This is a genomic window from Nonomuraea roseoviolacea subsp. carminata (assembly GCF_024172185.1).
Lineage (GTDB): Bacteria > Actinomycetota > Actinomycetes > Streptosporangiales > Streptosporangiaceae > Nonomuraea > Nonomuraea roseoviolacea.
This window is the reverse complement of sequence record NZ_JAMZEC010000001.1, coordinates 8,508,255-8,532,613: the sequence shown is the minus strand read 5'-3', so window position 1 is coordinate 8,532,613 and position 24,359 is coordinate 8,508,255. Positions and strand designations below refer to the sequence as shown.

General features: G+C 70.4%; 23 protein-coding genes. 13 read left to right on the top strand and 10 right to left on the bottom strand.

Annotated features, from left to right (window positions below; translation table 11 throughout):
• Positions 1–3 precede the first annotated feature (3 nt).
• Positions 4–819: a CPBP family intramembrane glutamic endopeptidase gene (locus tag HD595_RS39570; protein WP_253778424.1), complete on the bottom strand. Its 816-nt coding sequence runs from the start codon at positions 817–819 to the stop codon at positions 4–6.
• A 299-nt stretch (positions 820–1,118) separates the two neighbouring features.
• Here HD595_RS39570 and HD595_RS39565 point away from each other — a divergent pair, with 299 nt between their 5' ends.
• Positions 1,119–1,718, top strand: a complete 600-nt coding sequence (locus HD595_RS39565; protein ID WP_253778422.1) for a TetR/AcrR family transcriptional regulator — start codon at positions 1,119–1,121, stop codon at positions 1,716–1,718.
• Positions 1,719–1,836: 118 nt separating this feature from the next.
• Complete coding sequence (locus tag HD595_RS39560) at positions 1,837–2,754, top strand: NADP-dependent oxidoreductase (RefSeq protein WP_253778419.1); 918 nt, start codon at positions 1,837–1,839, stop codon at positions 2,752–2,754.
• Positions 2,755–2,797: 43 nt separating this feature from the next.
• Here the strand turns inward: HD595_RS39560 and HD595_RS39555 are convergent, their stop codons facing one another.
• The 4 genes from HD595_RS39555 to HD595_RS39540 form a co-directional block, all read right to left on the bottom strand.
• Positions 2,798–3,319: a GtrA family protein gene (locus HD595_RS39555; RefSeq protein ID WP_253778417.1), complete on the bottom strand. Its 522-nt coding sequence runs from the start codon at positions 3,317–3,319 to the stop codon at positions 2,798–2,800.
• Positions 3,320–3,513: 194 nt separating this feature from the next.
• Complete coding sequence (locus HD595_RS39550; RefSeq protein WP_253778415.1) at positions 3,514–4,821, bottom strand: NAD(P)/FAD-dependent oxidoreductase; 1,308 nt, start codon at positions 4,819–4,821, stop codon at positions 3,514–3,516.
• On the bottom strand, positions 4,811–5,665 hold the full coding sequence (locus tag HD595_RS39545; RefSeq protein ID WP_253778413.1) for an alpha/beta hydrolase: 855 nt from the start codon (positions 5,663–5,665) through the stop codon (positions 4,811–4,813). The genes HD595_RS39550 and HD595_RS39545 overlap by 11 nt, the downstream gene beginning before the upstream one ends.
• Entirely contained in the window at positions 5,662–6,891 is a 1,230-nt protein-coding gene (locus HD595_RS39540; protein ID WP_253778411.1) for a metal-dependent hydrolase family protein, read from the bottom strand. The genes HD595_RS39545 and HD595_RS39540 overlap by 4 nt, the downstream gene beginning before the upstream one ends.
• A 93-nt stretch (positions 6,892–6,984) precedes the next feature.
• On the opposite strand from HD595_RS39540, the gene HD595_RS39535 reads away from it, so the two are divergent.
• Positions 6,985–7,653 (top strand): TetR/AcrR family transcriptional regulator, encoded by a 669-nt coding sequence (locus HD595_RS39535; protein WP_253778410.1) that lies wholly within the window; start codon positions 6,985–6,987, stop codon positions 7,651–7,653.
• A 69-nt stretch (positions 7,654–7,722) separates the two neighbouring features.
• Here the strand turns inward: HD595_RS39535 and HD595_RS39530 are convergent, their stop codons facing one another.
• Complete coding sequence (locus HD595_RS39530) at positions 7,723–8,664, bottom strand: RNA polymerase sigma-70 factor (RefSeq protein ID WP_253778409.1); 942 nt, start codon at positions 8,662–8,664, stop codon at positions 7,723–7,725.
• A gap of 182 nt (positions 8,665–8,846) precedes the next feature.
• Here HD595_RS39530 and HD595_RS39525 point away from each other — a divergent pair, with 182 nt between their 5' ends.
• The 3 genes from HD595_RS39525 to HD595_RS39515 all read left to right on the top strand — a co-directional run bounded on the left by HD595_RS39525 (position 8,847) and on the right by HD595_RS39515 (position 11,246).
• Positions 8,847–9,698, top strand: coding sequence for an SDR family NAD(P)-dependent oxidoreductase (locus HD595_RS39525; RefSeq protein WP_253778408.1), 852 nt, complete (start codon positions 8,847–8,849; stop codon positions 9,696–9,698).
• Positions 9,699–9,750: 52 nt separating this feature from the next.
• Entirely contained in the window at positions 9,751–10,962 is a 1,212-nt protein-coding gene (locus tag HD595_RS39520) for an NAD(P)/FAD-dependent oxidoreductase (protein WP_253778407.1), read from the top strand.
• 113 nt (positions 10,963–11,075) lie between these two features.
• Positions 11,076–11,246 carry a Rossmann-fold NAD(P)-binding domain-containing protein gene (locus tag HD595_RS39515; RefSeq protein WP_253778406.1) on the top strand — a complete coding sequence of 57 codons (171 nt, stop codon included), beginning with the start codon at positions 11,076–11,078 and terminating at the stop codon, positions 11,244–11,246.
• Positions 11,247–11,332: 86 nt separating this feature from the next.
• On the opposite strand, the gene rpoB is transcribed toward HD595_RS39515, so the two are convergent.
• Both rpoB and HD595_RS39505 read right to left on the bottom strand, forming a co-directional pair.
• Positions 11,333–14,809 carry a DNA-directed RNA polymerase subunit beta gene (gene rpoB, locus HD595_RS39510; protein ID WP_253778405.1) on the bottom strand — a complete coding sequence of 1,159 codons (3,477 nt, stop codon included), beginning with the start codon at positions 14,807–14,809 and terminating at the stop codon, positions 11,333–11,335.
• Between the two features lie 254 nt (positions 14,810–15,063).
• Positions 15,064–15,663 carry a TetR/AcrR family transcriptional regulator gene (locus HD595_RS39505; protein ID WP_253778404.1) on the bottom strand — a complete coding sequence of 200 codons (600 nt, stop codon included), beginning with the start codon at positions 15,661–15,663 and terminating at the stop codon, positions 15,064–15,066.
• Between the two features lie 138 nt (positions 15,664–15,801).
• On the opposite strand from HD595_RS39505, the gene HD595_RS39500 reads away from it, so the two are divergent.
• The 4 genes from HD595_RS39500 (at position 15,802) to HD595_RS39485 (ending at position 19,812) form a co-directional block, all read left to right on the top strand.
• Positions 15,802–16,656 (top strand): SDR family NAD(P)-dependent oxidoreductase, encoded by an 855-nt coding sequence (locus HD595_RS39500; protein ID WP_253778403.1) that lies wholly within the window; start codon positions 15,802–15,804, stop codon positions 16,654–16,656.
• 193 nt (positions 16,657–16,849) lie between these two features.
• Entirely contained in the window at positions 16,850–18,079 is a 1,230-nt protein-coding gene (locus tag HD595_RS39495) for an MFS transporter (protein WP_253778401.1), read from the top strand.
• 183 nt (positions 18,080–18,262) lie between these two features.
• Positions 18,263–18,670, top strand: a complete 408-nt coding sequence (locus tag HD595_RS39490) for a YciI family protein (RefSeq protein WP_253778399.1) — start codon at positions 18,263–18,265, stop codon at positions 18,668–18,670.
• Positions 18,667–19,812, top strand: a complete 1,146-nt coding sequence (locus HD595_RS39485; RefSeq protein WP_253778397.1) for an RNA polymerase sigma factor — start codon at positions 18,667–18,669, stop codon at positions 19,810–19,812. The genes HD595_RS39490 and HD595_RS39485 overlap by 4 nt, the downstream gene beginning before the upstream one ends.
• A 7-nt stretch (positions 19,813–19,819) precedes the next feature.
• Here the strand turns inward: HD595_RS39485 and HD595_RS39480 are convergent, their stop codons facing one another.
• Positions 19,820–21,598 carry an FAD-binding oxidoreductase gene (locus HD595_RS39480; protein ID WP_253778395.1) on the bottom strand — a complete coding sequence of 593 codons (1,779 nt, stop codon included), beginning with the start codon at positions 21,596–21,598 and terminating at the stop codon, positions 19,820–19,822.
• 96 nt (positions 21,599–21,694) lie between these two features.
• Here HD595_RS39480 and HD595_RS39475 point away from each other — a divergent pair, with 96 nt between their 5' ends.
• Together HD595_RS39475 and HD595_RS39470 are read left to right on the top strand one after the other, a co-directional pair.
• The gene (locus HD595_RS39475) at positions 21,695–22,141 is read left to right on the top strand and encodes a MarR family winged helix-turn-helix transcriptional regulator (protein ID WP_308211330.1); all 447 of its coding nucleotides are present in this window, start codon (positions 21,695–21,697) and stop codon (positions 22,139–22,141) included.
• A 148-nt stretch (positions 22,142–22,289) separates the two neighbouring features.
• A complete protein-coding gene (locus HD595_RS39470; protein ID WP_253778393.1) occupies positions 22,290–22,694 on the top strand; it encodes a hypothetical protein in 405 nt (134 codons plus the stop codon).
• 36 nt (positions 22,695–22,730) lie between these two features.
• Here HD595_RS39470 and HD595_RS39465 read toward each other — a convergent pair whose 3' ends face one another.
• The gene (locus HD595_RS39465) at positions 22,731–23,321 is read right to left on the bottom strand and encodes a tetratricopeptide repeat protein (RefSeq protein ID WP_253778391.1); all 591 of its coding nucleotides are present in this window, start codon (positions 23,319–23,321) and stop codon (positions 22,731–22,733) included.
• Between the two features lie 324 nt (positions 23,322–23,645).
• On the opposite strand from HD595_RS39465, the gene HD595_RS39460 reads away from it, so the two are divergent.
• A complete protein-coding gene (locus tag HD595_RS39460) occupies positions 23,646–24,161 on the top strand; it encodes an RICIN domain-containing protein (protein WP_253778389.1) in 516 nt (171 codons plus the stop codon).
• Positions 24,162–24,359: the final 198 nt, after the last annotated feature.

Genomic DNA, 24,359 nt, shown 5'->3' with positions numbered 1-24,359 from the left:
GTCTCACATCGAGTAGGCGCCGGAGGCCAGGGCGATGAGGCCGGCCACGGTCATCAGCAGCGTCGAACCGGGGTGCATGGTGATCGAGAGGCGGATGTCCTGTTTCTTCCAGGCGAGCCAGACGCCCGGGTAGAGGAAGACGAGCTTCGACAGGACCGTCCACGGGGCCCAGAAGTGGTACACCGAGAAGAAGAAGGTGTTGAAGAACGGGGCCCACTTGCCGAGCTGCGGGAGACGGGGCAGCAGGAAGCCGCGGAAGTAGTACTCCTCGATCAGCGGCAGGGTGAAGCCGGTGAACGGCGCGCTGATGAGCAGCGTGGTGAGCACGAGCTCCTGCGGGTAGCCCTGGAGGTAGGCGGTGCCGTCGGGGCCGGCGCCCTGGTAGTCCACCCAGGTGAAGAACCAGTGGTAGACGATGTTGTCCAGCGGGGTCAGCGCGAGCGAGACCCCGGTCATCCAGACGAGGCACGCCGCTCCGAGCCCGACGACCTTGCCGCGTGAGAGCGGCTTGTCGCGGTAGCGCACGACGCCCTTCAGGGTGAAGCGGCCGGTCTTCTTCTTGCCCAGCCACAGCAGGAACAACTGGAGCGGGAAGAGCACGATCGCGAGGGCGATGGCCCAGGCCAGGAAGATCGGGAAGCCCATCGCCCGCACCAGGGGGGCGGCGACGAACGCGTACACGGCGACGATGACCGCGCCGGGCACCAGGTGCAGCGCGATGGAGAACGGGACGGAGTGACGGTCGGCGAGGAGCTTGGCGACGAAGCCTTTCGGCTGCGCGCCCCGGCTGTCGGCCGGGAACTGTGTTGCTGTGTCCATGCCGAGAATCGTGGCCCCGCGACCCGACACGGACCTGACATGACGCTGACACGGCCCGCATGCCGGAGATCAGATATCAAGTTACAGAACTTGATATTTGTAACCAGTGCGCCTAGTGTTCAGCGCGTGGAGCAGAGAACACTTGGCGCCGACGTCTGCGTAGGGGCGGTCGGGCTTGGCTGCGCAGGCATGTCCGGCGCGTACGGACACAGCGCCGACGAGCAGAGCGTCGCGACACTGCGCTACGCCCCCGCCCTGCTCGCGCTCCTGGACAGCGAGCGAACCGGGAGCAAACACTGATGCCCGCCCGAACCCCACTGGACGCGGACATCATCCTGGCGGCCACCGAGGAGATCCTGCGCCGCCACGGACCGGACAAGGCGACCGTCGTCGACGTCGCCCGGGCACTCGGGGTCAGCCACGCCGCCGTCTACAAGCACTTCGCCTCCAAGCAGGCTCTCCGCGAGGCCGTGACCCGGCGCTGGCTCGACCGCACCCGCGACACCCTCGCCGTCATCGCCGCCGACCGGGCGGTCCCGCCGGCGCAACGACTGCGTGCCTGGTTGCACGCCGTCCTGGCCGGGAAGCAGGCGAAGATTCGCGAGGCCCCGGAGCTGTTCGCCGCCTACGGAATCCTCGCCGCCGCGCACAGCACCGTCGCCACCGACCACGTCGCCGACCTGCTGGGCCAGCTCACAGCCATCATCGCCGACGGCGCCGCAGACGGCGGCTTCCGCACCGGCGACGCGGAGGCCACCGCCCGCGCGGTCTTCCACGCCACCGTCAGGTTCCACCACCTCGCCCATGCCGGCGAATGGCAGAACCCGGGCATCGACACCGACCTCGACGACGTGTGCAGCCTGCTGCTCGAAGGTCTTCAGGCCCCCGCGTCGCCGTAACCGAACACGGTTTGAGCACACGCCGCGGCTGATGTCGGCGGCGCGGCCAGTCCTGCGCACCCTCACCCGGGCAGCAACCAACAAGGAGCGACGAACAACCATGGTCCAGGCAATCGGAGTGACACGACCAGGCGGACCGGACGCGCTCGGCACGCTCGATCTGGCGGCCGAACCGATCGGTCCCGGTCAGGTCAGGATCCGGGTCACCAGCGCCACGGTGAACCCGGTCGACGCGGTGATCCGGTCACGTCCCCGACAGGACGAGGCGGACGCGGTGCGGGTGCCGGGCATGGAGGTCGCCGGCGTGATCACCGAGATCGGCCCCGCCGTCGACCGCCCGGTCACGACCGGGGACGCCGTCATGGCCGTCGTGGTGCCCTCGGGCGAGCACGGCGGCTACCGGGCAGACCTCGTCGTGCCGGCACGGTCGGTCGCGAAGATCCCGGCCGGTCTCTCGGACGTCCAGGCCGCCACCATCCCGATGAACGGGCTCACCGCGCGGCTCGCGCTCGACACGCTGGCTCTGCCGGCCGGCGCGACGGTCGCCGTCACCGGCGCCGCCGGCACCGTCGGCGGATACTTCGTCCAGCTCGCCAAGCAGGCCGGGCTGGTCGTCGTGGCCGACGCCGCCCCGCAGGACGAGAGCTTCGTCCGCGACTGCGGAGCCGACGAGGTCGTGCCGCGCGGGGACGATTTCGTGGCGATCGTCCGCCGCCGCCATCGCGGCGGCGTCGACGGGCTCCTCGACGCCGCCTCGCTGGAGGCCGCCGCGCTCCCGGCCGTCAAGGACGGCGGCACCGTCGTCACCCTCCGCGGCTACGAGGGCGACGGGACCGGCCGGGTCCGCGTCGCCCCGATCTTCGTCCGCGACCACGCCGAGGCCGTGGCCGAGCTCGACCGGCTCGCCGAACTCGCCGGCGACGGACGGCTCACCGTCCGCGTGGCCGGCCGGCTGCCCGCCTCCCGGGCCGCCGACGCGCACCGCTCGCTCGGACGACGCGGCATTCGCGGGCGGTTCGTCCTGCGGTTCGACTGAACGACCCTCGATCGGGTCGCGGGTCCGGCGGGGACCGGGGTGGTCAGGCCGCCTCGTCCTCGGGCTCGGGAGCCGGCGCCAGCCGCACGCGGCCGGGGCGGGACTCCTCGTCGGGGAAGACCCACTTCCGGAACGCCCAGAAACGGAAGACCATGGCGACCAGCGTGCCGATGACCTGCGCGCTCATGAAGTCGGCGATCTCCTGCGTGACCAGGCTCACGTCCGGGGTCCGCAGCAGGAACACGTACCGGGAGATCCACAGCGGCACGGAGCTGAGCACCAGACCGACGCCACTGACCAGGAAGAACAGCGCCGCCTCGTGGTGGCGCTCGCGACCGCCCCTGGTCCGGAACGACCATTCGCGGTTCAGCACGTACGACACGATCGTCGCCACGAGCACCGCGATGACCTTCGCCGTCACCGGCTTCGGCTCCAGAACGGTCAGCTTCAGCCCGTAGAACACCGCGTTGTCCACCAGGAACGCCGTCCCGCCCACCACCGCGAACTTCAGCAGCTCACGGTGCTTCAGCGCGAGGGCGCGCGATCCGGCGAGCACCGCCTTCATCCTCCCGAAGGATCCCGATCTTCTCACCAGCCGGACACCATGGTCTCAGACCTCACTGACGCGGCCTTTCGGCTCGGGCGGCCGGAACCGCGCTTGACGACATCTGGCATCGATCCTCACGCACACCACAGACGAGTATGTCGCGGTGCGGCGCCCGTCAGGGACCCGGACCCGACACGGCCCGCGGCGGCGGATCAGCCCAGGACTGTGCCCGAGTTCGCGGTGCCCCGGGGACGCTTGCGGGAGAACGCCGAAAGGTCTATGGCCAGGCCGGTGTGCTCGCCGACGAATCGTACCGGCCGTTCGTCGTGATCTACGCCGTTCTCGGTCTGTTCGATGATCGCGGCGAGGAACTTGCCGACGACCGGCGCGTTCTTGAACTGGTTGCCGCTCGTCCCCATGGCGACGTAGAACCCGTTCAGCTCCGTACGGTCGTAGATCGGCGTCCAGTCGTCGGCGACGTCGTAGACTCCCACGACTCCGCGAGCCCGATTTGGTATCTCCAACGCCGGTAGCCGTCGCGCAGCCCTCGTCACCTGGGCCTCGAACACCGCCGTCGTCGGATGCGCGGTGACGGCGTCCGGGTCGTCCACCCATTGCAGCGGGTCGCATTCCGGTTCCGTACCACCCACCAGCAGTCCCCCGCCGGCCTCACCGCGCAGGTAGATACCCAGGTCCATGTCCGCGACGCAGATCCCGGCGCGGTTGTCGGCGCCGAAACCCACGGGGGCCGCGACGTGCGCGACCTCCTGCCGTAACGGCCGGCATCCCACGGTGAAGTCGGATCCGACCGAGGCCAGCTCGTTGATGCGGGTCGACCATGGGCCTGCGGCGTTGACCACCACGCCGCAGGGGATCCTGCTCCCGTCCGCGAGTGTCACCGCGGTGACCCGGCCATGAGCCCGCTCGATCCCGCGCACCGACGTATGGAACCGGAACTCGGCACCGTGTGCCCGCGCGGCGGCGGCCAGATTCTGCGCCGCCAGTTGCGGATCGTTCACGTACCCCGCATCAGGTGTGTACACGGCACCCAGCGTGGTTCCGGTCTCGGCCCAGAACTCGTCGTCGTCGATACGTTTCGGTGGCCAGTACCTGCCGACGTCGATACCCGGGATCCGCTCCGACAGGTCCACACTCGTCCACTCCTCGAACGGGATACCCGCGTTCCGGAACAACGGCAGGTACACCGACCGAGGAGCCACGTCCACGTCCAGCATCGCCATCCCGCACCGTACGTACCGAGCCAACGGCCCGACCTCACGGCCGAGGTGCTCCGCCCACGACCTCCAGCCGAAGTGCGCCTCCCAGGCGGTGGCGACGCCCGCGGCGGTGGAGAAGTTGAACCGCACCACCGCGCTGGACGCACTCGTGGAGCCGTGGCCGGCGCCCCCGGCCTTGTCGACCACCGTCACCTGCCGGCCACGGCGGGCGAGTTCCAGGGCGACCGACGCGCCGATCACCCCCGACCCGATCACCACGACGTCCGTGCGCTTACCGGGCACGGCAGGTCCTGAGATAACTGAGGAACGAGGCCTGCAGGCCGGTCACGTGCGTTTCGTCCAGGACCGCGCTGGTGACGGCTCCGCCGCGTGAGGTCAGGCGGTGCAGGAGGGTGGCGGTGTTCTTCGTGACGTTCTGGTAGACGGCCAGGTCGCCGAGAAGCTCTCGGACGTTGATGGTCACGTGCAGCCTGGCCGCATGCAGGCTGTCGCCCATCTCTTCGAGCTGGGCGAAGACCTGACTGTCCGTACTGACGACACCGGGGCTGCCCGCTCCGACGCTCTCGAAGAGCGCGCCGCCGGAGAGCCAGGCGTAGAGGCTGAAGAGTCCGCCGTAGGAGTAGCCGAAAAGGCCGTGACCGCTCGCGGCTGTGCCGTAGTCGCGTTCGATCCGCGGGTGCAGTTCCGTGGTGAGGAAGTCCAGGAACGCATCGGCGCGGGTGTCGCTCAACTCGGCGAGGTAGGCGTCGGCTTCCTCGCGCGTCATCGCACCCGCTTGGAATCCCTTCTCCACGGCATCGATGAGCTCCTGGGCGATGGGCTCGCCGGGTGGCACGAGGTCCCTGTTGCGCAGCCGTGCCCAGTGTTGTGCTTCCTCGCCCGCGTAACCGACGCTGACCTGGATATAGGGCTGGATCTGCTGCATGGGGTCCAGCTGGGTGACGATGAGCGGAGCCGTCATGCCCACGGCCCAATTGCCGTCGAGCACGTACACCGCGGGCACCGGCGTCGTGGCGGGGTCGTAGCCCGGTGGCGTGGTGACCCAGACGCCGTAGTCGTACCCACCGCTGGAACGCAGCTCGAAGTAGTCGGTGTCGGCGAGGCAGCCCTGCCACATGGCGCTCATCGCAGGTCCTTCACCACGCGTCCGGCCTGGACGACGAGGACGGCGTTGGCGGGGTCGGCGAAGAGCTTCGGATCTTCGAGCGGGTTGCCGTTCCAGAGCACGAGGTCTGCCTGCATTCCGGGAGCGATGACCCCCACCTGGTCCGAGAGGCCGAGGATGTCGGCGTTGGTCTTCGTGGCCGCCACGAGGGCTTCCATGGGTGTCTCCAACTCCGCGCGCAACGTGAGTTCTTCACCTCGACGGTCCTGAGCCGGACCGATGAGATCGGAACCCAGCCCGATCCGCACTCCGGCCTCCTTGGCGGCAGCGAGTGCCTCGGTCATCCGCTCACGGACACCCAGCACACGATCGCGGACCGACTCGCCGAGGCCGGCTTCCGCGGGGTCGTGCAGCAGTCGCTCGACGACGGCGAACGTGGGCACAAGGGCGACCCCGCGCGTGGCCATCAAGGTGGCCGTGGGCTCATCGAGGTCGGTGCCGTGCTCGACACAGCGCGCCCCGGCCTCGACCGCGTTCCGAATGCCCTCATTGTTGTGGGCGTGAACCGTCACGTAAGTGCCCCGTGCCGCGGCTTCCTGCACAGCGACGGCGATCTCCTCCACGGTGAACTGGGTGTCGGTCAGCCGGTCGTGAGCGCTGACCACTCCCCCGGTCACACAGAGCTTCAGAAAGGAGGCTCCGCGGCGGAATGCCTCACGTACATTGCCTCGCAGCTCGTCCGCGTTGCCCGACATCATGGACAGGGCGCACAGACCCGGAAGGTGATGGCCGCTCCACAGCTCGGTGGGTTCCCAGTCGGCTCCGTAGTAGCCGTGCCCACCGATCTGGCACTGCACAGGTCCGCACGACAGGACGCGCGGCCCCCTGACCTTGCCCTTCGCGATCGTGGTGACGACGCCGCCGTCGATCCCTCCGGTGTCCCGGACGGTCGTGAAGCCGGCGTCGAGCGCTGCGCCGGCCGTGGCGAAGATGTCCGCCGCGATCTCGGCGGCACTGATCTGGAACGAGAACTGCGGCTGGATCGGGCTCGACAGGCCCAGGTGAACGTGCGCGTCGATCAGGCCGGGCGTCATCGTCAGTCCCCCGGCGTCGAGCCGCTCGCCAGGGTCGGCGCCGGAGGCCCCGAGCTGGGTGATCCACCCGTCTTCGACGGTGACGTCCACGTCCATGGGGTCGCGCCCCGTCCCGTCGGCGACCGCCGCGCCGACCACCTGTAAACGTCCCACGAGTCGTTCCCTCCGCCGTCGCGAGCTGACTGCGACCATGTACGAAGCAACAGGCCGCCGCCAACAATCTTTTCCAATGGATAAACTGTAGGAGTGATCCTGTCAACCACGGAACGCAAAGGCGAGGCACGCGAGCGCCTCCTGGCCCGGCTCCTCGACACCTTCGACGAGGCCCTTCCCTCACCGGAGATGTCGCTCCGCGAGATCGCCGCCCGGACCGAGACCAGCCACGCCCTCCTGCGATACCACTTCGGGTCACTCCCGGGCGTCCTGGCGGCCATGCTCAAGGCACAGCGATCTCGTGACAACGAGGCCCTTTTCGCAGCCGCCCAGCAGGGCACCTTCACCGACCTCGTCGTGGCGATCTGGCGGACCTACACCCGCCCGGAGCAGTTGTCGCGTGTCCGCGGCTTCTTCCACGTCGTAGGACTGGCCGCGTACAGGCCGGAGGACTTCCCCGAGTTCATCGACTCGCTCGACGACCTGACCAAGATGCTGGCCTCACTCGCGGAACGCGAAGGGCACGACACCGGGGAAGCGCTGACCATGGCCACCGTCGCCGTTGCCGCGATCCGCGGCCTGCTCTTACAGGAGGTCCTGACCCCAGGAGTCCGCTCGGACGACGCCGTCGACCTGATCCTGCGCATGCTCCCCGGCAACGCGGCCGGTGTCCACTCAGGCGATGGAGGACGCCCGCACCCTCAAGCGAACTTCGACCGCCGTGAGCAGGACGACCGCCCTGGCCGCCGCCGGCCGGGATGACAGTGGCGGGCCGGCCGCCTGTCGGGCCCTGGACGGGCATGTGCACTCCTCGGCGCGGCGGCCGGCGGATCACTTCAGCGTGAGCGGTGTCGCGGAGGCGATGCGGGTGAGCTTGCGGGGGTTGCGGACGTAGTACAGGCCGGTGATGCGGGCATCCTCGACCCGGACCGCCATGACGCCGTCGACCTCGCCGTTGAGGCGGAGAATGAGCGCCGGGTTGCCGTTGACCACGGTCGGCTCGCTGGTGAGCGCGACCTGCGCTTTGCCGAGGCCACTGACGATCATGTGGGCCACCTTGCGGGCGCCGGTGACGGGTCGCGGCACGGCCTGCTTGACGCCCCCGCCGTCGCTCACCAGGACGACCTCAGGGGCGAGCACGTCGAGCAGGCCCTGCAGGTCCCTGGCGTCGAGCGCGCGCCGGAAGGACTCCACAGCCGCCCGGGCCTGGCTCGGGGAGACCACCTCGCGAGGCCGCCGGGCCTCGACGTGCCGGCGGGCCCGGTGCGCGATCTGGCGGACGGTCGCCGGCGCCTTGCCGACGGCGGCCGCGATCTCGTCGTAGCCGACGTCGAAGACCTCGCGCAGCACGAAGACGGCCCGCTCGGTCGGCGCCAGCGTCTCCAGCACGAGCATCAGCGCCATCGACACGCTCTCGGCCAGCTCGACGTCCTCGGCCACGTCCGGCGCGGTGAGCAGCGGCTCGGGCAGCCAGGGGCCGACGTACGCCTCCTTGCGGCGCTTCATGACGCGCAGCCGGTCCAGCGCGCGCCGGGTGACGATCCGTATCAGGAAGGCGCGCTGGTCGCACACCTGACCCAGGTCGATCTTGACCCATCGCAGCCACGTCTCCTGCAGGGCGTCCTCGGCGTCGGCCGCCGAGCCGAGCATCTCGTAGGCGACGGTGAACAGCAGGTTGCGGTGGGCGAGGAACGCCTCGGTGGCCAGGTCCATCCGGCCGCCACCAGCCATCGGCTCGGCTGTGCCCGTCGTCGCGTCCCTGCGCTCGTTCATGCCTGGCTCCTGCCTGTTCACCGGCGACTCCTGCTCCATGCACAAGGCGTCGGCGCCCACCGCGGTGTGACACCTCTGATGGGTGACACACGTCACATGGCCGCGCTGTCACAAAGTTCGGGGCGCGGACGCCGCATGGTCGTCCCCCCGCAACCGCCACCTCAGAGAGAACGGAAGACATCGTGAGCAAGGTCTGGTTCGTCACCGGTTCGTCCCGCGGCCTCGGCCGTGCGTTCGTCGAGGCCGCCCTGTCGCGTGGCGACAGAGTGGCCGCGACCGCCCGGAGCGCTGCAAGCCTGGACGAGCTGGTCGCCGCCTACGGCGACGCGGTGCTCGCGCTGGAACTGGACGTCACCGACAAGGCCGCCGTCTTCGAGGGTGTGAAGCGGGCCGCCGAGCACTTCGGCCGTCTCGACGTCATCGTGAACAACGCCGGTTACGCCCTGGTCGGCGCGATCGAGGAGATGACCGAGCAGGAGCTGCGCGACCAACTGGAGACCAACCTGTTCGGCGCGGTGTGGGTGATCCAGGCCGCGCTGCCCCATCTGCGTGCACAGCGCGGCGGGCACATCATCCAGCTGTCCTCGGCGGCCGGGCTCATGGCGTTCCCGCTCGGCGGCGCCTACAGCGCCTCCAAGTGGGCCCTGGAAGCCCTGAACGAATCCCTCGCCCACGAGGTCGCCGACTTCGGCATCAAGGTGACCGTGATCGAGCCCGGCGGCTTCGCCACCCGGTCCGGCCGGAACCCCGATCCCCTCGACAACGGCCACATGGCCGAGCCCGACCCGATCTACGACGGTCTTCGCCGGCGCATCGCCGCGATCACAGGGCAGCAGCCCGCCGGCGACCCGGCCGCCGCGGCCCGGGCACTCCTCAAGATCATCGACTCTGACAGGCCGCCCCTGCGGGTGCTCTTCGGGCAGGGCTTCTACCCGATGCTCCAGCAGGTCTACGCCGACCGGCTCAAGACCTGGGCCGACTGGCAGGACCTCGCCGCGGAGGCTCACGGTGGCCTCGATCAAGAGAACCGGTGACCCACGGCCGAGCCGACGTACCGACAGCAAGCAGAACCGACAGGAGCAGCACGTGAAGCACCGCATCCTCATCCTCGGCGCCGGCTATGCCGGGACCTACGTGGCCGGAAACCTGGCCCGCCGGCTGTCCCCGAAGGACACCGAGATCACCGTGGTCAACGCCGTGCCGGACTTCGTCCAGCGCATGCGGCTGCACCAGCTCGCGGCCGGCCGGACCATCGAGGCTCCGCACCTCGCCGACGTCTTCGCCGGCACGGGGATACGGTTGCGCCTGGCCCGCGTCACCGCGGTCGACCCCGAGCGCCAGGTCGTCACCGTGGCCGGTACCAGCGGTGACGGCGAGCTCGGCTACGACACGCTCGTCTACGCGCTCGGCAGTCATGGTGACGTCGAGGCCGTCCCCGGCGTGGCCGCGCACGCCTTCGACGTCGCCGCCCGGCCCTCGGCGCTGCGCCTGCGCGAGCGCCTGGACGGCCTGGACCGGCGGGGCGAGGGCGGGAGCGTGGTGGTCGTCGGCGACGGGCTGACCGGCATCGAGACCGCCACCGAGATCGCCGAAGGCCGGCCCGGCCTGTCGGTGACGCTCGTCGCCCGCGGCGAGCTGGGCGCCCGGCTCTCCGCCGGAGCCCGCGGCCACCTGCGCCGGGCCTGCGACCGGCTGGGCGTCACCGTCCTGGAGCGCACCCGCGTCGAAGCCGTCGAAGCGACGCGGGTGCTGTGCGCCGACGGCACCGCCCTGGCGTCCGACGCGACCGTGTGGACGGCCGGGTTCGCGGTCACCCCCGTCGCCGCCAATGGCGGACTGGAGGTCACCCCGAACGGGCAGATCGTCGTCGATCGCGCCATGCGGTCGGTCTCGCACCCGAACGTCTACGCCGTCGGCGACAGCGCCCACGCCATCGGCGACAACGGCCGGCCGATGCCGATGTCCTGCGCGTCGGCCGGCTACACCGGCATGCAGGCCGTCGAGACGATCGTGGGACGCCTGACCAGCCGCAAGGTCGCGAAGACCAGGCTGGTCTACACGTACAACCACATCAGCCTCGGGCGGCGGGACGCGATCCTGCAGATGGTCGACGGGGAGGGGCAGGCCAAGCCGGCGTACCAGGGCGGCCGGGCGCCCGCACGGATCAAGACGGGCATCCTCAGGGTGTCGCTGTGGGCCGCCTCGCACCCCACCTACGGCCTGCCCAAGCGCAGGCGCCGCCTGGCCGGCGCGCCGGACGCGACCGCCGCGAAAGCGCTCGTCCAGCCGCTCCACTAGGGAGAGACATGACCTCGGTATTGATCACTTGAGCGAACAAGGGCCTGGGCTACGAGACGGCGCGCAGGCTCGGGGAACGGGGCTGGAGGGTCTTCCTCGGCTCACGCGACGCCGTGACCCCCGGCGAGGTCGCCGGCGGCAGGTTCACCGCCACCGACATGAACGTCCGCACGGGCGAGCTGACGGTCACCGAGGGCAGTGATCCGATCATCGAGCTCGCGACCCTCGCCCCTGACGGGCCGACCGGGACCTTCGTCGATCGCCTCGGCCCCATCGCCTGGTGAGACATCCCCGAAGGGCGTGAGTGCCGGCCTGGCCTGCCCCCGCGGTCGTCCTCCCGCCATGACGGCGGGAGGACGACCGCCGGGCGTCAGATCTCCTCGACGTTCATCGCCCCTTCGTTGGGGCGCCGCGACAGATCGATGCCGAGTTCCTCCGCCGCGCGGAAGACGTCCTCGTCGGTGTCGCGCATCTCGATGGACATGCCGTCGCTGGAGAGCACCTCGACGTTGAGGCACAGCGACTGCATCTCCTTGATGAGGACCTTGAAGGACTCGGGGATGCCGGGCTCGGGAATGTTCTCGCCCTTGACGATGGCCTCGTAGACCTTCACGCGGCCCAGGACGTCGTCGGACTTGATGGTCAGCAGCTCCTGCAGGGCGTAGGCGGCGCCGTAGGCCTCCAGCGCCCACACCTCCATCTCACCGAAGCGCTGGCCACCGAACTGGGCCTTACCGCCGAGCGGCTGCTGGGTGATCATGGAGTACGGACCGGTCGACCGGGCGTGGATCTTGTCGTCGACCAGGTGCAGCAGCTTGAGGATGTAGATGTAGCCCACGGCGATGGGATACGGGAACGGGTCGCCGGAGCGGCCGTCGAACAGCCGGGCCTTGCCGCCGGGCATCACGAGCCGCTCGCCGTCGCGGTTGACGAGGGTGTTGTCGAGCAGGCCGATGATCTCCTTCTCGCTGGCGCCGTCGAAGACGGGGGTGGCGACGTTGGTGCGCGGCTCGACGTGCTCGAAGCCCTTCTCGCGCAGCCGCTGGGCCCACGCCTCGTCCACCCCGCTGATGTCCCAGCCGCGTGCGGCGATCCAGCCGAGGTGGGTCTCCAGCACCTGGCCGACGTTCATCCGGCCGGGCACGCCCAGCGGGTTGAGGATGATGTCGACCGGCGTGCCGTCCTCCAGGAACGGCATGTCCTCCACCGGCAGGATCTTGGAGATGACGCCCTTGTTGCCGTGCCGGCCGGCCAGCTTGTCACCGTCGGTGATCTTCCGCTTCTGCGCCACGTACACGCGCACCAGCTCGTTGACCCCCGGCGGCAGCTCGTCGCCCTCCTCACGGGAGAACACCCGCACGCCGATGACCTTGCCCTGCTCACCGTGCGGCACCTTCAGCGAGGTGTCACGCACCTCACGCGCCTTCTCACCGAAGATCGCGCGCAGCAGCCGCTCCTCCGGCGTCAGCTCGGTCTCACCCTTCGGCGTGACCTTGCCCACCAGGATGTCACCGGGCGCGACCTCGGCGCCGATGCGGATGATGCCCCGCTCGTCGAGATCGGCCAGGACCTCCTCCGACACGTTGGGGATGTCCCGGGTGATCTCCTCCGGGCCCAGCTTGGTGTCACGGGCGTCGACCTCGTGCTCCTCGATGTGGATCGAGGACAGCACGTCGTCCTGCACCAGCCGCTGGGACAGGATGATCGCGTCTTCGTAGTTGTGGCCCTCCCACGGCATGAACGCCACCAGGAGGTTCTTGCCCAGCGCCATCTCACCGTTGTCGGTGCACGGCCCGTCGGCGATGACCTGGTTGACCTCGACCCGGTCACCCTCGGCCACGATCGGCTTCTGGTTGAAGCTGGTGCCCTGGTTGGAGCGCTTGAACTTCGCCACCCGATACGTCGTACGGGTGCCGTCGTCGTTCATGACCGTGACGTAGTCGGCCGAGACCTCCTCGACCACACCGGCCTTCTCCGCGCTGATCACGTCACCGGCGTCGGTCGCGGCACGGTACTCCATGCCGGTGCCGACCAGCGGCGCCTCGCTCTTGAGCAGCGGCACCGACTGGCGCTGCATGTTGGAGCCCATGAGCGCGCGGTTGGCGTCGTCGTGCTCCAGGAACGGGATCATCGCGGTGGCCACCGACACCATCTGACGCGGCGACACGTCGATGTAGTCGACCTCCTCGGCACGGGCCAGCTCGGTCTCACCGCCCTTGGTGCGCACCAGGACACGGGCCTCGGCGAACGACCCGTCGGGGTTGAGCGCCGTGTTGGCCTGCGCCTTGACGTAGCGGTCCTCCTCATCGGCCGTCAGGTAGTCGATCTGATCGGTCACCCTGCCGTCGACGACCTTGCGGTACGGCGTCTCCACGAAACCGAACGCGTTGAGCCGGCCGTAGGAGGCCAGCGAACCGATCAGGCCGATGTTCGGACCCTCGGGCGACTCGATCGGGCACATCCGCCCGTAGTGGGACGGGTGCACGTCACGCACCTCGAAACCCGCGCGTTCCCGCGACAGACCGCCGGGGCCCAGCGCGTTCAGCCGCCGCTTGTGCGTCAGCCCGGCCAGCGGGTTGATCTGGTCCATGAACTGCGACAGCTGCGAGGTGCCGAAGAACTCCTTGATCGACGCCACGACCGGGCGGATGTTGATCAGGGTCTGCGGCGTGATCGCCTCGACGTCCTGCGTGGTCATGCGCTCGCGCACGACCCGCTCCATGCGGGCCAGGCCCAGCCGGACCTGGTTCTGGATCAGCTCGCCGACGCTGCGCAGACGGCGGTTGCCGAAGTGGTCGATGTCGTCGACCTCGACGATCACCTCGCTGTCCGCGCCCGGCATCCTGTCCTCGCCCGCGTGCAGGCGCACGAGGTACTCGATCGTGGCGACGATGTCGTCCTCGGTCAGCGTGCCCTGCGTGATCTCACTGGCGACCCCGAGCTTCTTGTTGATCTTGTAGCGACCCACCTTGGCGAGGTCGTACCGCTTGGGGTTGAAGTAGAGGTTCTCCAGCAGGGTCTGCGCCGACTCCTTGGTCGGCGGCTCGCCCGGCCGCAGCTTGCGGTAGATGTCGAGCAGCGCGTCGTCCTGGCCGGCCGTGTGGTCCTTCTCCAGGGTGGCCCGCATGGACTCGTACTGGCCGAAGCGCTCCAGGATCTGATCGCTGGTCCACCCCAGCGCCTTGAGAAGCACGGTGACCGGCTGCTTGCGCTTGCGGTCGATGCGCACACCGACGCTGTCGCGCTTGTCGATCTCGAACTCGAGCCAGGCGCCCCGCGACGGGATCACCCTGCAGCCGTACAGGTCCTTGTCGGTGGCCTTGTCGGCCGTGCGCTCGAAGTACACACCGGGCGAGCGGACCAGCTGGGAGACCACGACACGCTCGGTGCCGTTGATGACGAACGTCCCCTTCGGCGTCATGAGCGGGAAGTCGCCCATGAACACCGTCTGGCTCTTGATCTCACCGGTGGTGTTATTGATGAACTCCGCCGTCACGAACATCGGGGCGGAGAAGGTCATGTCCTTGTCCTTGCACTCATCGACTGAGTACTTGGGCGGCTCGAACCGGTGGTCGCGGAACGACAAGGACATGGTCCCCGAGAAGTCCTCGATCGGACTGATCTCTTCGAAGATCTCTTCGAGGCCCGACTGGGTCGGGACGTCCTTGCGACCGGCCTGGCGAGCCGCCTCCACCCGGGCCTTCCACTTCTCGTTGCCGAGCAGCCAGTCGAAGGACTCGGTCTGCACGGCGAGGAGGTCAGGAACTTCGAGGGGCTCCTGGATGCGCGAGAAAGAGACGCGACGGGGACCGGCGGGTATGGCGGAGGCATTGCGCGAGGCTGCCAACAGATGTCCTTCCGAGGGCTCGCAGCGGATGGCTACACGCGCGCCCGACGACATCACCGTCAATGCGGAGGAGTGGGACGTCGAGGACAAGCGTGGAAGGGCAGCATAAAGCAAAAGAGAGACGAATGTCCACGCATATATAAATTGTCAACCCTCGATCCCGTAGCCAGGATCGCACGCTCACCTCGGAATCGTCAAGCGAGTCGCACGAAACGCCCTGGAAGCGCCGGGAGCCCCCCGACGCGCTCGACGCGTCAGGAAGCCGGCGTCGTTCGGGCTCCGGGACCCATTCCGGCGAAGACCGCTTGGAGGACGCGGTCGATGTGGTCGTGCGTCACCGGCTGCTGGGTGACGAGCAGCCGGAAGTACAAGGGGCCGGACAGGATCTCGAACGCCAGGTCCAGGTCGAAGTCGGGAGCGAGTTGCCCCTGGTCCTTGGCGGCCCTCAGGCGGGCCAGGGTGTCGGCGGTCTGGGGCTCGATGAACCGCCGGTTGAGCGCGGCGGCGACCTCGGGATCGTGCTGCGCCTCGCCGATGAGGTCCTGGTACAGCGGGCCCCATGGCGGCCGGCCCAGCAGGTCGGCGGCCCTGGTCATGACCTCGCGCAGATCGGCCACGATGTCGCCGGTGTCGCGGTGCCGCAGGCCCGCGGTGTCGAGGCTGAGGACGGCGTCGAGGAACAGCAGGCCCCGCGAGGACCAGCGGCGGTAGACGGTGTGCTTGCCGACGCCGGCGCGGGCCGCCACCGCCTCGATGGTGAGCTTGGCGTACCCGAGCTCGCGGGCCAGGTCGAGGGTGGCCTGCATGATCGCCGCGGTTCGGTCGTCGGCGCGGGCGGCGCGGTTGTCGGTCATGCCGCCAGCTTAACGGAACGGCACGTGCCGTGTTGACACCGGCGAACGCGGTGGTCCACTCTGTGACGGCACGGCACGTGCCGTATCGATGATTGGCCGCATCCGGCGGATCAACACGTCAACGGAATGGAAAGAGTCATGAGCAAGGTCTGGTTCGTCACCGGCTCCTCCCGCGGCCTCGGCCGCCAGTTCGTGCAGGCCGCCCTGTCGCGCGGTGACCGGGTGGCCGCCACCGCCCGCACCACCACGAGCCTGGACGACCTGGCCGCCGCCTACGGCGACCAGGTACTGCCTCTGGCGATGGACGTGACCGACAAGAGCGCCGTCGGCGAGGCCGTCAAGCGGGCCGTCGAGCACTTCGGCCGGCTCGACGTCATCGTCAACAACGCCGGCTACGCCCAGATCGGCGCGATCGAGGAACTCACCGAACACGAACTGCGCGAGCAGATGGAGACCAACCTGTTCGGCGCCGTGTGGGTCATCCAGGCCGTGCTCCCCCACCTGCGCGAGCAGCGCTCAGGGCACATCATCCAGCTCTCCTCGGCCGCCGGCCTGATCGCGCTGCCGCTCGGCGGCGCCTACCACGCCTCCAAATGGGCCCTGGAAGGCCTCAACGAGGCCCTGGCCGGCGAAGTCGCCGACTTCGGCGTCAAAGTCACCATCATCGAGCCCGGCGGCTTCGCCACCCGCGACGGCAAGAACCCCAACCCGCTCGACAACGGCCACGTCGCCGCACCCGACCCCGCCTACGACCCCCTGCGCCAGCGGCTCGGCGCCATTGCCGGCAAGCAGCCCGCCGGCGACCCCTCCGCCGCCGCCCAAGCGCTGCTCAAGCTGGTCGACTCCGACAACCCGCCGCTGCGGGTCCTGTTCGGCCAGGGCTTCCAGTCGATGATCCAGCAGGCGTATGCCGACCGGCTCAAGACCTGGGCCGACTGGCAGGACCTGTCGGCGCAGGCCCAGGGCCGGGCCGACCTGCAGGCCGCGCTCTGAGCCGAGTCGTCATCCCCCGCCCTGACGCGATCGGATGCCGGCTGTCGGCCGGCATCCGATCGGCCCCCCAGCGGCGAGCAGCCTGCGATCCGGCCCCGGCTCGTGCCGGGGAACGAGCGCAGGGCGGACGTGACGGCTGAATTCGGTTGTGATCCGCTGACGAGGCTGGTGGGGTACCCGCATGAGAAGTGCCATGAGCAGGCGTGACGGGCGAGAGCGGGAAGGAAGCCGCACGATCGGCCGGCCGCCGGCGCCATGGCGCAGCCGGGCGGTGCTGGGCGCCCTGATGCTGGCCGCCCTCACCTTCAACACCGCGGAGAACCTGCCGGTCGGCCTCCTGGGGCTCATGTCCGCCGACCTCCGGGTCTCCCTTTCGGCGGTCGGTCTCCTGGTCACCGGTTACGGCGTGACGGTGGCCGTCGCGTCCGTGCCGATCGCTCACCTCGTGCGGTCGGTGCCCCGGCGTCATGTGCTCACGGGGCTCCTGGGGGCGCTCGTGGTGTCCAGTGTCGTCGCGGCGCTGGCGACCTCCTACGGGGTGCTCCTCGGGGCCCGGCTGCTGACCGCGCTCGCCCAGGCGCTGTTCTGGGCCGTGATGGGGCCGGTCGCGGTGGGCCTGTTCGCGCCGGAGGTCCGGGGCCGTGTGGTGGGGGCGTTGTCCGTCGCCGGTTCGCTCGCTCTCGTGCTCGGCGTTCCCGCCGGGACCTGGCTGGGCCGGCAGAGCGGCTGGCAGGTGGCCATCGCCGTGCCGGCGGCTCTGGGGCTCGTCTCCCTGGTGACGATCGCGCTCTGGCTGCCGACGTCGCGCCCGGAGGAAGAGCCCGCCGCCTATGCGGCCAGTCCCGACGTACGGCGGTTCGGCACGGTGCTGGCGGCCGGAGCCCTGTCCGCCACCGGAGCGTTCGCCGGATACACCTACATCGTGGCGTTCCTGGGTGATGTGAGCGGGTTCGCCCCGGGCACGGTCAGCGTCCTGTTCGTGGTGTTCGGTGTCGCCTGTCTGGCCGGAGTGAGCATCACGGGCGCGTTCCTGGACCGCTTTCCGCGGTCCGCGCCGGCCGCCGCCGTGGCCACGCAGGCGGTGGGCATGCTCGGCCTGTACGCGTTCGGCGCTCATCAGGCGGCGGCGGTGGTGTTCCTGACCCTGATGGGCGGCGCGCTCGGACCGGTGTTCATGACCACCCAGAACGCGATGCTGCACTGCGCGCCGGGCCGCACCGACATCGCCCTGGCGGCGAACTCCGGCGCCTACAACGCCGGCATCGCGGCCGGCGCCGCGCTGGGGGCGCTGGTCCTGCCGCTCTCCGGGGTGCGGGGCACCTTCCTCGCCGGCGGGCTGCTGACCGCCGGGTCGTGCGCGGTCCTGCTCGGCGACCGGCTGCTGCGTGGGCGCCGTCCTCCGGAACGCTCGACACGCCGATGAGGGCGCCGGTCGCGAGGCGAACGCGGCATGGCGGCGCCCACCTCGACGCGGCGGAACGGCCGGACTAGGTTTCTGCCAATCGGCGGGCTTCCGGATGTCGAGAACGCGGCGCCGGCTCCGTCCCAGGGGTGCGAGCGACCACGACGGGCCGCGCGACCGATGAGACGACGAAGGAGAACCACCATGAAGTACCTGCTGCTGAAGCACTACCGAGGCGGCCCGGACCCCGCCGTCGACTGGGCGCCGATGGACCAGTGGACTCCGGAGGAGGTCGACGCGCACGTGCAGTACATGCGCGACTTCGCGGCCCGCCTGGAGGAGACGGGCGAGTTCGTCGACAGCCAGGCGCTGGCGCCCGAGGGCACGTTCGTCCGCTACGACGGCGAGGGGCGCCCGCCGGTGACCGACGGCCCGTTCGCCGAGACCAAGGACCTCATCGCCGGCTGGATGATCATCGACGTGGAGTCCTGGGACCGCGCGGTCCAGCTCGCCGGCGAGCTGTCCGCCGCTCCCGGAGCCGGCGGCAAGCCGATCCACGAGTGGCTCGAGGTCCGGCCCTTCCTCACCCACACGGCCACGGGCGCCGAGTGAACGAGTCCCTGCTGCGGGAGCTCGTGCCCGCGGTGATCGGCGTCCTCGTCCGGCGCGGAGCCGACTTCGCCTCGGCCGAGGACGCCGTGCAGGAGTCCCTGATCCGGGCCCTGGAGACCTGGCCGGACGACCCGCCGCGTGACCCGAAGGCGTGGCTCGTCGCGGTCGCGTGGCGCAAGTTCCTCGACGCCGCCCGCGCCGAGGCGTCGCGGCGGGGGCGGGAGCTCACCGTGGAGACCGAGCCGCCCGCCGGTCCCGCCCCCGCCACGGACGACACGCTGCGGCTGTACTTCCTGTGCGCGCACCCGAGCCTGCCGCAGGGCTCGGCCGTCGCCCTGACGCTGCGCGCGGTCGGCGGCCTGACCACGCGGCAGATCGCGGCGGCGTACCTCGTCCCCGAGGCGACCATGGCGCAGCGGATCAGCCGGGCCAAGCGGCGGATCGCGGGGCTGCCGCTCGACCAGGCCGGCGATCTCGGGACGGTGCTGCGGGTGCTCTACCTCGTCTTCAACGAGGGGTACGGCGGTGATGTCGACCTGGCGGCCGAGGCGATCCGCCTCACCCGCCAGCTCTTCGCCCTGACGGGCGAGCCCGAGGCGGCCGGGCTGCTGGCGCTCATGCTGCTGCACCACGCGCGCCGCGCGTCCCGCACGGACCCGGCAGGCCGCCTGGTGCCCCTCGCGCAGCAGGACCGTTCGCGCTGGGACACCCGCCTGATCAGCGAGGGGGTGGCGATCCTGCAGGCCGCGCTGGCCCGCGACCGGCTGGGCGAGTACCAGGCGCAGGCCGCGATCGCCGCCCTGCACGCGGACGCCCCCAGCGCCGCCGAGACGGACTGGGTGCAGATCGTGGAGTGGTACGACGAACTGCTGGCCCTGACCGGCAGCCCGGTGGTGCGGCTCAACCGGGCGGTGGCCGTCGGGGAGGCCGACGGACCGCGGGCCGGCCTGGCGGCGCTCGCCGACGTGCGCCCGGACCTGCCCCGTTACGCCGCGGTGACGGCGTACCTGCACGAGCGCGACGGTGACCTCGAACGCGCCGCCGACTTGTACGCCGAGGCCGCCCGCGCCGCGACCAGCGTGCCGGAACGCGACCACCTCACCCGGGAGGCCGCCCGGGTGCGGCAACTGCTGCGTGCCTGAGCGGCCGTCACCTGTCGATGCTCGCCCCGACGTCCTGCGCCGGCGGGATGGTGTGGTTGATGCGGAAAAGGTGGTTCGGGTCGTACGCCGCCTTCACCGCGCTCAGCCGCCGGTGGTCCGCCTCGGTGTAGGCTCGCCTGACCCGTTCGGGAGCCGAGTCGTGGTCGAACAGGAATCCCGGCAGCATCGCGCCGGTGTCCCAACGGCGCAGCCGCGCCAGCACCTCGTCGGCGGCCCGGCGGACCGCGTCGGCCTGATCGGGCGGCGCCGGCATCCGCAGCCACAGGTGGAAGGCCGCGCCCTGGGTGCTGACCGCGTGCGGGCGGCCGGGCGGCCGGTCCAGCGCCCCGCCGAGATGGCGCAGCTCGATGCCGGGGAACGGCCCACCGGGCTTCGCGGGGTCGATGAACGAGACCAGCTCCGCCACGGCCTCGTCGTCCGGCTCGGTGAGCAGCGCGCTGCGCAGGTGCGTCATGACCGGGTTACGGGGGTCCTGGTGGATCTCGGTGATCCGCGCGTACGGCATGGCCGCGCAGGTGTCCTTCTCCGGGCCGAGCGCGCGCAGCGGCTCCATCAGCCGGGCGCCCCGCTCCTCCTCCCCCAGGTAGACCAGCAGGACCAGCAGGAGCGAGCGGCCGCGGAGCTCCTCGGGCAGTTGCGGCGCGTCGGGGAAGCGCAGCAGCGTCACCGACGACGACATCTCCTCCGGCTGCTCCTTGGCCCAGGCCAGGTAGGAGCGGAGCACGTGGGCGGCGTGCTCGCGGTTCTCGACCGGGTAGTGGAGCCGACCTCCGTAGAGGGAGCGCAGCGGGAGCAGCTCGATCTCGGCCGCGACCACGATGCCGAAGTTGCTCTTGCCGCCCCGTACCGCCCAGAACAGGTCCGGCTCCTGGGTGGGTGAGACGGTGCGCAGCAGCCCGTCGGCGGTGACGACGTCGAGCGAGCGGACGCGGTCGGCGGCGAAGCCGTACGTGCGGCCGGTCAGCGGGAGGCCGCCGCCCGTCAGGAAGCCCATCACCCCGACCTGGCCGGAGGAGCCGCACAGCGGCGCGAGGCCGTGCTCGGCCGCCGCGCCGATCACCTCGTCCCACCGCAGCCCGGCACCGATCCGCGCGGTGCCGGCACGCGGGTCCACCGACAGCTCGCGCAGCTCGCCGGTGGCGACGAACACGGCTCCGTCGGCGGGCACCGACTTGCCGTGCCCGGTCGACTGCACGGCGACAGGTCGTCCCGCCTCGGCCGCGAACCGGACGGCGGCGGCCACGTCGTCGGCGTCGGCGGCGACCACGACCGCCGCGGGCCGGTGCTCGACCGTCAGCAGCCAGCCCGAGCACGCCTGCTCGAAGCCGTCGTCCCCGGGGAGGAGCGTGCGGCCCCGGATCGACGCGCCCAGGCTCACCACGTCGTGCCAGGCGGCCGGCTCACCCGCGACGCGGTCCGCGGTGAGCTCCACCGAGGTGGTGGCCCCCGTCGGGGTGCGCACCTGGACAGTGCCCTGGTAGGCGGGTCCTTCCAGGTGAGCCTCGACGTGGATCCGCCTGGGGCTCGGGTGGTCCTCCTCCGGGGCGGGGATCTCGGTGAGCTCGTAGGAGAAGCGGCCCGGCCCGTCGGCGCTCCAGACGCCGACGCCCACCCCGCGGGGGGTGCGCAGCGCGACGGTGCCGTCGGGGGCGAAGGAGACGGTGAAGGAGCCGGTCCGGTCGTCGTGGTGCGTCACCCCGGTCCAGACGCCCGTGGGGGTGCGGAGGGCCGGCGTGTCGGACTTCGTGTCGACGTCGGTGCTCAAGGGGATCTCCTCCTCTAATGTTGGACTGACCAACGTTGGTTCGGCCAACGGTACAGGAAATCGTGGGTACGGCCAACGAGTTGCTAGATTTGCCCCGTGGAAACGCCAGAGGGACCGCCGCCGGAGCGGCTGCGCATGCTGCCGAGCAGGCTGACCAACCACGCGGCGATGACCGCCAACCGGATCGTGGATCGGGCGCTCGCCCAGGCCGGCGTCCGGCGCTACCACTACGCCCTGCTCGCCGCGCTGGAGGAGTACGGCCCGGCCAGCCAGGCCGCCCTCGGCCGCCGTACCGGCATCGACCGCAGCGACATGGTGGCGACCGTCAACGACCTCGCCGAGCGGCACCTCCTGGAACGCGCGCCCGACCCGGAAGACCGCCGGCGCAACGTCGTCACCATCACCGCCGAGGGCCGGACGTTCCTCGGCGACCTCGACCGGCTGATCGCCGCGGCTCAGGAGGAGTTCCTGGCCCCGCTGCCCGCGGCCGACCGGCGGCACCTGATCGACCTGCTCACCCGCCTCGTCGAGCATCGCGACTGATCGGCCGCGGCGTCAGGGGTGGTGTCAGCACAGTGACGGCCCGGTATCAGCGCAGTCGGTGATCGTGGATGCATGAGCGGTGGCCGCGATCCAGCAGCCGCCGCCCTTCCATCCGAATCCCGTAGCAGGCTCGAAGGAGCACACCGCCATGTCGATCACCCTCACCGAGCAGGACAAGCTCACCCTGCGGATCGCCGCGTGGGGCGCCGTCTCGCTGATGTCCGCCGCGGGCGCCGCCGACTCGGCGCACAAGGTCGCCACCAGGGGCTCCGTCGCCCTGATCTCCGCGACCGGCCTGGTCGGGCACGTGCTGACCAAGGCGCCGAAGGGTGTGAAGTACGGCAGGAGCGTGGCCGAACTCGCCGACCAGGTGCTGCCGGCTCTGACGGCATCCATGACCCTGCTCAAGCAGCACGACCCGGCGGAGGCCGACAACTTCCGCCGCACCGTCATCGTCGCCACCGAGGCATCCGCCCAGGCCCCGAAGGGCGAGCCCAGCCCCACCCTGGCCGACATGGCCCGCAAGATCACCGGAGCCCTCGACGCCGCCTGACGATCGCCCAGCCGCTCGGCGCCCCGGAGCGGGGCCCTATGTGTCCTCGTCACCAGGGGTCCGGAGCCGCGCCCTCGCCTCCTCGATCTGGCGCGCGATGCGCTCGGCGCCGCAGGCCCCGGCGGTCGCACGGGCCTCCTCCGCCAGCGCCAGCGCGTCGTCCAGGCGGCCCTGCGCCGCGGCGATGTAGATCAGGCCGACCTGATCGGCCGCGACTCCCGCCCAGAACCCCATCCGCCGGCGCAGCCGGACCGACTCCTCCAGGTGCTCCCGCGCGCCCTCCAACCGGCCCGCGGCGTGGTCGGCGATGCCCAGGTGGCGAAGCGCCTCGGCCTGGATCCCCAGGTCGCCGACCTGTAGCGCCAGCTTGCGGGACTGTTCGAACAGCGGGATCGCGGCCTCGGCATCGCCCCGGATGACCTGGTGGACGCATCCCACCCAGAACAGCGCCTCGGCCTCGCCGGCCACGTCGCCGAGCGCCCGATAGAGGCGTGCCGCGCGGTCCACCAAGGCCAGCTCACGAGGATCCTCGCTGCGGTCCTCCAGGAACCGCGCGTGCAGGATCCGGCCCCGCGCCAGCGCCAGATCGGCCTCGACCTTGTCCAGCTCTCGCTCCGCCGCGGGCAACCCGGCGTGGTCACCGGCGTAGACAGCCCGCTCGTAGGCGAGCCTGGCCTGCTCGATATGGTCCGGGGCTTTTCGCCGTGGTCACGCGGCGATCGGGCACGTCATCGCGCGCGAACGCGAGCGCCACCACCTCATCGTCTGCCCGGGCGTGCTCGCCTTCACCTACCGGGGCCCGGACGCTTACACGGCAATCCGCAGCGCCCGCTCCCCCATCACCTCGGCAGGCGACATGAACGAGTTCCGCAATCCTCCATGAACCAATGCTTAACGCGCGGCATCTCATGCAGGAAGAGATCATCACTCGCTGAGGAGACGGGGACCAAGATGACAAGAAACCTGCTGGTGAAGCTCGGCACGGTGCTCGCCGTGGTCGCTTCGGGGGCTGCGCTCATGGCCACGCCGGCCGAGGCGTCCACCGGCAAGCGGCTCAAGCTGGCCAACTATGACCTCTGTCTGGACGTCAAGGACTTCAACGGCAAGAACGCGGCCACAGTGCAGCTGTGGAAGTGCAACCACAACGCCAACCAGCTCTGGACCATGGGCGGAGACGGCAGCATCCGCAGCATGCTCAACGGCAAGTGCCTCGACATCAAGGACTTCAGCGGCAAGAACGCCGCCGTCATGCAGATGTGGAAGTGCAGCGGGAACTCGAACCAGCAGTGGTACCTGGGCGGTTCCAAGTACAGCAAGTCCGGCTACCGCACCATCCGCAGCCACATGAACAACAAGTGTGTCGACGCGAGAGTCAGGCTGCACACCACGGAACGCCCGCACAACGGCACCCCGATCCAGACGTGGAGGTGCCACGGCGACTACAACCAGTCGTTCATCTGGAGCTGAGCCGATCCCGGGCGGGGATGCGCCCGGCTGACGCGTGTTCGAGTCAGGGGGCAGCCGGCCGGCCGGCACCTGCTGTCCTCCTGACATGCGCAGACGCAGTCCAGCGAAGGACGAGACCACCGGCGGTTCCACCAGAGCGGAAATGATCAGCTTGGCGACCTCCGCCGGTCCCCACACGGAGGTGTCCACCTCCAGGTC